Annotated in this window: 9 protein-coding genes and 2 pseudogenes; 6 read left to right on the forward strand and 5 right to left on the reverse strand. The window is 46.1% G+C overall.

The window, feature by feature from the left end; genetic code table 11:
- Positions 1–325: pseudogene (locus H595_RS24310) on the forward strand (IS4 family transposase); the annotation flags it as partial.
- A gap of 44 nt (positions 326–369) precedes the next feature.
- Here the strand turns inward: H595_RS24310 and H595_RS0118690 are convergent.
- Positions 370–1,782: a sodium-dependent transporter gene (locus H595_RS0118690; RefSeq protein WP_027672536.1), complete on the reverse strand. Its 1,413-nt coding sequence runs from the start codon at positions 1,780–1,782 to the stop codon at positions 370–372.
- Between the two features lie 198 nt (positions 1,783–1,980).
- Between H595_RS0118690 and H595_RS0118695 the strand changes: the two genes are divergently transcribed.
- On the forward strand, positions 1,981–2,280 hold the full coding sequence (locus H595_RS0118695; RefSeq protein ID WP_027672537.1) for a YciI family protein: 300 nt from the start codon (positions 1,981–1,983) through the stop codon (positions 2,278–2,280).
- A gap of 21 nt (positions 2,281–2,301) precedes the next feature.
- Positions 2,302–3,318 (forward strand): UDP-glucose 4-epimerase GalE, encoded by a 1,017-nt coding sequence (gene galE, locus H595_RS0118700; RefSeq protein ID WP_027672538.1) that lies wholly within the window; start codon positions 2,302–2,304, stop codon positions 3,316–3,318.
- Here galE and H595_RS0118705 read toward each other — a convergent pair.
- Complete coding sequence (locus H595_RS0118705) at positions 3,315–3,971, reverse strand: response regulator (RefSeq protein ID WP_027672539.1); 657 nt, start codon at positions 3,969–3,971, stop codon at positions 3,315–3,317. The two genes, galE and H595_RS0118705, sit on opposite strands and share 4 nt — an antisense overlap.
- On the reverse strand, positions 3,964–5,106 hold the full coding sequence (locus tag H595_RS0118710) for a sensor histidine kinase (RefSeq protein ID WP_027672540.1): 1,143 nt from the start codon (positions 5,104–5,106) through the stop codon (positions 3,964–3,966). The genes H595_RS0118705 and H595_RS0118710 overlap by 8 nt, the downstream gene beginning before the upstream one ends.
- Before the next feature lie 267 nt (positions 5,107–5,373).
- Between H595_RS0118710 and H595_RS24645 the strand changes: the two genes are divergently transcribed.
- The 3 genes from H595_RS24645 to H595_RS0118720 are packed head-to-tail and all read left to right on the forward strand — an operon-like array spanning position 5,374 to position 6,854.
- Complete coding sequence (locus H595_RS24645) at positions 5,374–5,688, forward strand: hypothetical protein (RefSeq protein WP_240474942.1); 315 nt, start codon at positions 5,374–5,376, stop codon at positions 5,686–5,688.
- 14 nt (positions 5,689–5,702) lie between these two features.
- The gene (locus tag H595_RS24650) at positions 5,703–6,002 is read left to right on the forward strand and encodes a hypothetical protein (RefSeq protein WP_240474943.1); all 300 of its coding nucleotides are present in this window, start codon (positions 5,703–5,705) and stop codon (positions 6,000–6,002) included.
- A gap of 48 nt (positions 6,003–6,050) precedes the next feature.
- A complete protein-coding gene (locus H595_RS0118720) occupies positions 6,051–6,854 on the forward strand; it encodes an SDR family oxidoreductase (protein WP_027672541.1) in 804 nt (267 codons plus the stop codon).
- A gap of 33 nt (positions 6,855–6,887) precedes the next feature.
- Here the strand turns inward: H595_RS0118720 and H595_RS22920 are convergent, their stop codons facing one another.
- Together H595_RS22920 and H595_RS22925 are read right to left on the reverse strand one after the other, a co-directional pair.
- Positions 6,888–7,796, reverse strand: a complete 909-nt coding sequence (locus H595_RS22920) for a type 2 periplasmic-binding domain-containing protein (RefSeq protein ID WP_051219989.1) — start codon at positions 7,794–7,796, stop codon at positions 6,888–6,890.
- A gap of 127 nt (positions 7,797–7,923) precedes the next feature.
- Positions 7,924–8,349: pseudogene (locus H595_RS22925) on the reverse strand (TSUP family transporter); the annotation flags it as partial.
- Positions 8,350–8,485: the final 136 nt, after the last annotated feature.

An 8,485-nucleotide genomic window follows, 5' to 3' on the forward strand; every position in this document is an offset into this window, starting at 1 on the left:
AGAGCTTATCCGGCAGGAGCTATGGGGGGTGTTGCTCGCTTACAATTTAATTCGATACAAAATGGTATTGATGGCCAAGTCCCTTAAAAGTGTATTCCCAAACCAACTGAGCTTTAGAGATGCCTCATCGCACATCATCCACAAGCTCACTCTGATGCCAATTTATGCGCCGGGTAATGTGCCCGGATTCATCTTGGAAATAGAAAAAAATGCCAGTCAATTAAAGCTTGAAGGAAAGCGAGAACGCAGTTATCCAAGGACGCTAAAGGTATCGAAAAATCGCTACCCGGTGGCTAAAAGTAAAAATGCCGCTCACCTTAAGTGAACGGCATTAGCGAATTCGCTGCCTTTTTTCTTTTTATATCTCAGTTAAAACAACAGGTTTTTTCCAAAGAAAATCGTTGCAACGGTATTCACGAAAATCACCGCCAAGATAAATGGAATAAAGGTACCCAGTGAGAAGTTAACGTATTTTTGCAAAAAAGAGCCGGCGAAGGTGTCATTGCCTTGGCTAATTTCCGCATCAAAGTTATGTTTCTTCCAACGGTAGATAACAAACAGACATAACAACAAACCATTTAGTGGCAGTATGGTTTCGTAGAAGATGTCATAAACCACATCAAAGAATGACTTATTGATACCACCGTAGCTTAACAGGTTGCTAAATAGCTCTACCCGGCCAAATGACAACGCGCAAATAACCGCTAACGCTATCATTGCAGCCCCCAAAGAAAACAGCGCCGTGCGACGACTTACGCCTTTTTGGTCCATCAAACTACACACCGGTACTTCAATAATTGAAACTAGCGACGTTAACGCGGCAAAAAACACCAGTAAGAAAAAGAAACCGGCAATAAAGCTGGCACCAAAATAACCAATATCGGCCTGCATGGCTAAGAAGATTTTTGGCAAGAAGGTGAAAATCATGCTGATACTAGATTCAGATAAGGTGCTTAACTGTATATCCGGGTTAAAAGAAAATACCGCAGGCAATATAAGTAAACCAGAACAACAGGCTACCAAAACCGACAACCCTGCCACCATTTTACCGGCATGCACAATATTGTTGTTTTTCTGAATATAGGAGCCATAGGTAATTAAAATACCCATCGCCAGTGACAGTGAGAAAAACGCCTGCGCCAAGGCGCCGTTTAATACCTTACCCGTTAACTTATCAAACTCTGGAATAAGGAAAAACTTCACCCCTAACATGGCGTTTTCCAGCGTAAATACATAAATAACCAAGGCGATAAGCATAACAAACAGCATCGGCATCAATACCCGCGCGGCTTTTTCAATGCCTTGTTTAACGCCCCCCTGCAAGATAGCGAAGGTAAGGCCAATAACAATGGCCATATAGACAAACAGTTCATTGCTATTAATAAAACTGCCAAAGCTGTCAGGCGCGGCAAGCTCAGTAAGTTGCCCCATCACAGATTTTGCCAGATAACCAAAAATCCACACCGTAATAACCAGATAAAACACGCCGATCATAAAAGGCGTGATAACCGACATCCACCCTACGGTGCGCCATGCACGGTTTTGGCCAATTTCAGTGTAAGCCCCCAGTGGGTTCTGACGGGTATGACGCCCCAGGCTCATCTCTGCCAACATCACTGGCAAACAGATAAAGAAGACAAAAAAGGTATACATAATTAAAAAGGCGGCACCGCCGTTTTTACTGGCCATGACCGGAAAGGCAACTAAATTACCAATACCGACGGCTGAACCGGCGGCTGCCAGCACAAAGCCCAGGCTAGAGCTAAATTGTTCACGTTTCATTGCTACGCGGACTCCCTGAATTTTTCTTATTAGAATGTCTGAGCTGTGCCCAGTTATTGTTATAGCGCACTGCATGCTAACAGGCTGTTGCAGCAAATCCTAGTCTGTACTGCTCCGATGCGTTCAACAGCGTTGGAACAACGGTCAAGATCTGCTATCGTGCGCCAGTCAAAATAAGCTCTGCAGAAGGATCCTCCTATGTTTTACATGATTTACTCTGAAGATAATGAAGGCAGTTTAGATAAGCGTATGGCTACGCGCCCGAGCCATTTGGCCCGTTTAGAACAACTTAAGACTGAAGGCCGTTTATTACTGGCGGGGCCAACGCCTGCTATTGATAGCATAGACCCCGGTGCGGCCGGTTTTAGTGGCTCGTTAGTGGTCGCCGAATTTGCCTCATTAATTGACGCCCAAGCGTGGGCCGATGCAGACCCTTATCTGGCCGCAGGTGTATATGCATGCTCAACCGTTAAGCCATTCAAAAAAGTACTGCCGTAAAGCAGGAACAAGGAAACAGGCATGAGTTATATTTTACTGACTGGCGGCGCCGGCTATATCGGCAGCCATACTGCACTGGAATTACTAAACGCCGGTTATCAGGTGCTGAGCTTTGATAACTTCAGCAATAGCTCAGATATGGCGCTTAAACGGGTTGAACAACTAACCGGTAAACAGATTGTCAGCCTGAGCGGCGATATTCGGGATGAAACCGCACTACGTCAACTGTTCACGGATTACAACATCAGTGCCGTAGTGCATTTTGCCGGTTTAAAAGCCGTAGGTGAATCTACGCAAATACCGCTGCATTATTACGATAATAACGTCGCTGGCACAGTCACACTGTGCCGTGTAATGCGAGAGTTTAATATTAAGACGTTGGTATTTAGCTCGTCTGCCACGGTATATGGTGATGCCAAAAAAGTGCCAATCCCGGAAACCGCTGAACGCTCTGCCACAAATCCTTATGGTCAAAGCAAACTTATGATAGAGCACATCCTGGAAGATTTGGTATGTGCAGAGCCGGACTGGGGGATCACGCTGCTGCGTTATTTTAACCCGGTAGGTTCTCACGACAGTGGCCAGATTGGCGAAGATCCCAATGGCATACCGAATAACCTAATGCCTTTTATTTCGCAGGTAGCAGTAGGTAAGCGTGATGAACTCAGTGTGTTTGGTGATGACTACGCCACACATGATGGCACCGGTGTACGTGATTATATTCACGTAGTAGATTTAGCCCGTGGCCATGTTAAAGCCCTGCAATATCTTGAAAAACACCGCGGCATTGAGGCGATAAACCTGGGCACCGGCACCGGTTACAGCGTACTGGATATGGTTAATGCGTTTAGCCGGGTAAATAATATTGCTGTACCGTACCAAATAGCGCCGCGCCGCGCCGGTGATATAGCAGTATGCTTCGCTGAGCCAACTAAAGCTAAAACGCTGTTAGGTTGGCAGGCAGAAAAAACACTGGACGATATGGTGCGTGACAGCTGGCGTTGGCAGTCGGCTAACCCTAATGGCTACAACAACTAGCTAATTAACCCTAACTCCAATGCCAGCAATACGGCACGGGTGCGATCGCGCACCCCAAGCTTAGACAAGATTGCTGAGCATTGGTTTTTAACTGTACCTTCAGATTTAAACAATGCCGCTGCAATTTCTTTGTTGCTGTAGCCCGCGGCCATCAATTGCAGGATTTCTAATTCTTTGTCACTTAGCGCTTCCAACTGCGCCGGCATAGCAAAGTCGCTTTTTTCACCAGCGTCGTTACTACGTATTGCCCCCAGTAAGCGCTCGGTAATATTTGGCGCAAAACAACTTCCACCAACGACTAAGGTGGCAATAGCATCTAGCAACGTATCCAGTGATACATCTTTAAGTAAAAAACCGCGCGCGCCTAATGCAATACTCTTTAACACCAGCTCATGCTCGTCAAAGGTGGTGAGAATAAGTACCGGAATAGCACTACCAGCTTGTTTTAAGGCATCCAAAGTTTGCACGCCATTCATTACCGGCATGGAGAGATCCAGCAAAATAATATCCGGTTTATAAACATTGCAGGCATCTAGCACCGTCGTACCATCGCTACACTCCGCAACCACATCCACTTTGCCCGACAAGCCAAGCAAACTTTTAATACCGTCGCGGATCAGTTTTTGATCATCGACCAGTAACACCTTATACATGCTCAGATCCTTTGTAGGGCAGATTAAACGTTAAATGCATGGCGCCATCAACACGCTTGTAGCTCAACTGTCCGCCACATTCAGCAGCTCTTTCCTGCATACCTTTAATACCATTACCAGCGCGCCAGCCAGCATCAATAACACCATTGTCATGTATCGTGATACACAACTGCTGCTGTGCCACACAGGCTGAAATAAACACCGCTGTTGCACCGCTATGCTTTAGACTGTTCGATGTTGCTTCCTGAATAATACACAGCACATGCTGTGCCTGTGATAAATCGTGCAAGACAATGTCAGGAGCAATAGCCAATTTCATTTCCACATGCTGCGGTAACACATTAACCATTTGCTGTACCGACTCCAACAAGCTCAAATCGGCATATTGCCGCATGGTGCTTACCGCTTCACGGACATCAGAAAGCAATAATTTCGCCAATTGGTGACACTTACCAATCTGCGCTTTTGCCTCGCCATCGGTAATATGTCCTGCTACCTGCAGCTGTATAGTCAGCGCGGTTAAATGATGCCCTACCAAGTCGTGTAAATTACGGGCAATGCGGGTGCGTTCACTTTGGCGGGACGCCGCCTGTAGTAATTGTTGCGTTGCCTGCAGCTGCTGATGTTTCGCTGCCAATTCTTCTTTAGCTGTTTGCTCTGACTTTGCCGTGCTTTGCACTAAAACCGCAAACAAGTGAAAAGCACCATACAGCAACGCCGTAATCCACAGCGCATGGTGCTGTTGGTAAGATGCGACGCTAAACCAAAGAATAACGACGACAAGCGTTAACGCTATGGCATTGCGCTGAGACAGTGCAAAGGGTAAAACGGCAGCCCAAATAATAGTCAGAATAGCCAAATATTCGAAATGCGATTGGGGCAACAACACCAGCAGACCAAGCGCAGTAGCTAACTGCAACGCTAGCAAGCTTTTGCCTGCTGTCGAATGCGGCGGGCAGCGAAAATAATCAAAGGTTAAAGCAGTAAAGGCCGCACCATGGAGTAAAAACAAGCTGATAACGCCAAGCCAATGTTGCATCTCGGTAGTTGGCGGCAAAAGAGATAAGGTAATAATAAATACCAGCGCCCAGGTCAATACACCGGCCAGGCTGGATAGAGGCAACTTATTTGTCATCCGCGTATTATGCTTTTCCTTTGCAAAACTGCAATAGGCCAAAAGTCATAGTGTAAAATCCTGACTTTCGGCACCTGTGCGGAACAAGCAGTCGTAATACACTTAGTCCAACTACTAAGGAGACTGATTATGTCCGCTTTACACAGTATTTTGTTATATACACACATCGCACTTGGCAGCATTGCATTACTGCTTTTTTGGCTACCGGTTATTGTTAAAAAAGGCAGTAAATTGCATAACAACGCCTGAAAAGTATTTTACTACATTATGCTGCTAGTATCCGGCTCTGGCATGGTGATGAGCGGCTTAACTATTTATGATCCGCTCGCCATCTACCCCATGCCCAATTTAACCGGCATTGAACTGCAGCGCTTTTTGGGTTGGCGCGTAGTATTTTCACAATTTTTGCTACTGTTAAGCCTGCTTACCTGGGTGTCCGTGCGCCACGCTATTGGTGTGCTGTTAGCAAAAGCCGATCGCAGCCTGTTAAAACGCCTTAGTTTTCTTGGTCCAGTATTGCTTATGCTACCGTTATCGCTGTTTGTCGCCTGGCAAGGATACAAATTTAACAAACACTGCTAATGATTTTTGCCGGCGTGAGTTTTTATATCGCTGCAAGTATTTGTGTATATGTATTTAAAGCAGAAATTAAACCACGGCAATGGATTATTGAACACTTCACTTCAATGGTCGGCACCGGCATTGCCGTTTACACTGCATTCTTTGCCGCTGGCGGCCGTCGCTTTATCAGCGAGTTGTTGCCGGAGCAATGGATGATGCTGACCTGGCTTGCTGCACCAGTAATAGGCGTTGGCGCCATCATCTTGTTTAAAGGCCATTTTCAGCGCAAATACAAAGTGAAAACCAAGCAAGACAGCCCTTTACAACACGCCTAATTCTGCCCTAATGTGCGTGACTAACGAAAAGACAAAGTGATTCTGTTAATGCAAAATACAAAGCTTAAAGACCGTGTAATCTGGATAACCGGCGCCTCTGGCGGTATTGGCGAGGCGCTGGCACGGGAATTAGCCGCCGATGGAGCAAGGCTTATTTTAAGCGCCAGGCGGCAAAGCGAACTGGAACGGGTTCGCGCCAGCCTTGCCAATAACGCACAGCATCTGCTACTACCGCTGGATATTACCAACAGCCAGTCGATAACCTCAGCCATTGACAGCATAAAACAACTCATTGGCGGGTTAGACTGGTTAATTAATAACGCCGGTATTAGCCAGCGCGCATTAATAACCGACACCACACTGGATACAGAGCGTAAGTTGTTCGAAGTCGATTATTTTGCCCAAATAAACCTCACTCGCCAGGCACTACCGCTGCTGCTAGCCGACGGCGGTGGCAAAGTGGTGTTTGTGTCGTCAGTCGCTGGCTTAGTTGGCACGCAGTATCGTGGCAGTTACTCTGCGGCAAAAGCGGCGCTGCATTTATGGGCCAACAGCTTGCGTGCTGAATTATTTGATCAAGGCCTGAGTGTCGCGACTATTTTCCCTGGCTTTGTTAAAACCGATGTATCACGCAACGCGTTAACCGGTGATGGCAGCGCACTTGGTCAGATGGATGATGCCCAGGCTAACGCCATGAGCGCCGAGCTGTTTGCTGAAAAAGCAGTAAAAGCACTGCTAAAAGGAAAAAACTATATTGTTATCGGTGGGCTAAAAGAGCGTTTAGGCGCCTTAGTATCACGGCTTTCGCCAGAGCTACTGTATAAAATGGTGCGAAAAAGTAAGGTGCGTTAACGCTCTGTGCGGCCAATGGGCAAAGCGTGTTTTCTATGGTCGTTCCAAATAAGCATGGGTGTTGTCATCAACATTAGATGGCAGTGGCTGCCATAACTCAGTTTGGTGCAACCGAGTGCCTTTAGGCAGTAACGGGTTATCCAGTTTAATGATTCGTCGCTGCTCTTGCTGCAGTTGTTGTAGTATGTCGCCATACTCCTCATTGAAAAGCTGGTCGAAAATGCCATTTTGTATTATTTGCTTTAAGCCGCGCTCTATTGCCAGCGCCAACTTATCATCATGCTTGGCGACAAAGAAGTATTGTGCTACCGGGTAATACAACATAATACCGGGCTCGACGTTTAATTTATTGGCGATAGTGGCCAACTCGCCTTGTATCTCATTTACAGAACGCGGCATTGCATCTGCACGGCCTTTTTCTATCATGTGAAATAACGAATTAAAATCTGCCAAAGTATCTACCTTGAAACCTGCTTTTCTTAATATTTCCGTATCTGGCCAGTCGTGTCCCTGCACCATGCGAAAAGCAGTAATCCGTTGCCAATTAGGCGCAATGTGCCCTTGCTCCTTTACGAGTAACAGACGCCAACCTAGCACCCCCTTATCAATAGGAATACGAATAGGCCGAAGTATTTTCTCGCGCGCCTCGCTTGTCATACTCCAAAATAAATCTATTTGCGAAGTATCTGTTATTTCCTTTAATGCCCTACTTTGCACCATAGCTTCAGCCGCAGGTTTTAAGACAAAATGCTCACCAGAATGATTAAGTGCCGCTTGCAAAAGGCGAACCTGATAGGTGGACATAGGGTTAAGATTGCTGTTGGGTAATGCATAGACAAGGGTTCGCGGCGCCGTTTCTGCAGCTTGACCAAGACTAAGCGTGTTTACTATGATAAAGCTAACAACCAGCAACACCGCATGGGCATGTAGATATTTAAACACAATAAGGTTACTTTTTTGTCCGATCGGACTCTAACCATAGTCTAAAACAAGCGGTTAATGAAATAGAAAAGTTAAATTAAACCATCGATTTAACGCAGCATAAGGGGGGTAATAGAAAAAAACCAATTTAACTAAAAAGTGCGGTATAGATTAGCCGCAACCCAAGCAACAACATGCTGATACTGATCAGTTTGTAAAACACCTGTTCGCTAATATTATGTTGCAACACCATGCCAAGCTTCACCCCTAACCAGACTAGCGGCAAGCTAAGTAGCGCATAAACAAATAACGTGGTGTTGAGCTGACCCAGCAATATATATGGTGGCAGCTTAAGTAAATTCACAGCGGAAAAAAACACCACCGCTGTAGCTAAATACTGCGCTTTAGGTAAGTGCTGTGGTAACAAATACATATTCAGTGGTGGCCCACCAGCATGCGCGACAAAGCTGGTAAACCCACTTAAAGCGCCCAGTAATCTGCCCGCCCAAGCCGAGGTTAAATGCGACTGATTAACCAGTTTTAACAGCATGTTCAGCGCAAATAGCAGGGTTAATCGTGGTAGAACGACCCATTACTGAGCCGCCCCCACACAGATCCGGACGTGCGGAATTACCGCATCCGGCTCTTCAGTTATATATTCACTCGTGTAAAACACGCCCTTAATACCAGTCAACATGGATAATTCGCTT

The organism is Rheinheimera baltica DSM 14885 (assembly GCF_000425345.1).
In the GTDB taxonomy this organism is placed as follows: Bacteria; Pseudomonadota; Gammaproteobacteria; order Enterobacterales; family Alteromonadaceae; genus Alishewanella; species Alishewanella baltica.

Excerpts from the sequence above, each read along its gene's own strand:
- H595_RS0118710 (WP_027672540.1), bottom strand. The coding sequence starts at position 5,106 with ATGACAAATAAGTTGCCTCTATCCAGCCTGGCCGGTGTATTGACCTGG.
- H595_RS0118695 (WP_027672537.1), top strand. The coding sequence starts at position 1,981 with ATGTTTTACATGATTTACTCTGAAGATAATGAAGGCAGTTTAGATAAG.
- H595_RS0118705 (WP_027672539.1), bottom strand. The coding sequence starts at position 3,971 with ATGTATAAGGTGTTACTGGTCGATGATCAAAAACTGATCCGCGACGGT.
- galE (WP_027672538.1), top strand. The coding sequence starts at position 2,302 with ATGAGTTATATTTTACTGACTGGCGGCGCCGGCTATATCGGCAGCCAT.
- H595_RS0118720 (WP_027672541.1), top strand. The coding sequence starts at position 6,051 with ATGCAAAATACAAAGCTTAAAGACCGTGTAATCTGGATAACCGGCGCC.
- H595_RS0118690 (WP_027672536.1), bottom strand. The coding sequence starts at position 1,782 with ATGAAACGTGAACAATTTAGCTCTAGCCTGGGCTTTGTGCTGGCAGCC.
- H595_RS24645 (WP_240474942.1), top strand. The coding sequence starts at position 5,374 with ATGCTGCTAGTATCCGGCTCTGGCATGGTGATGAGCGGCTTAACTATT.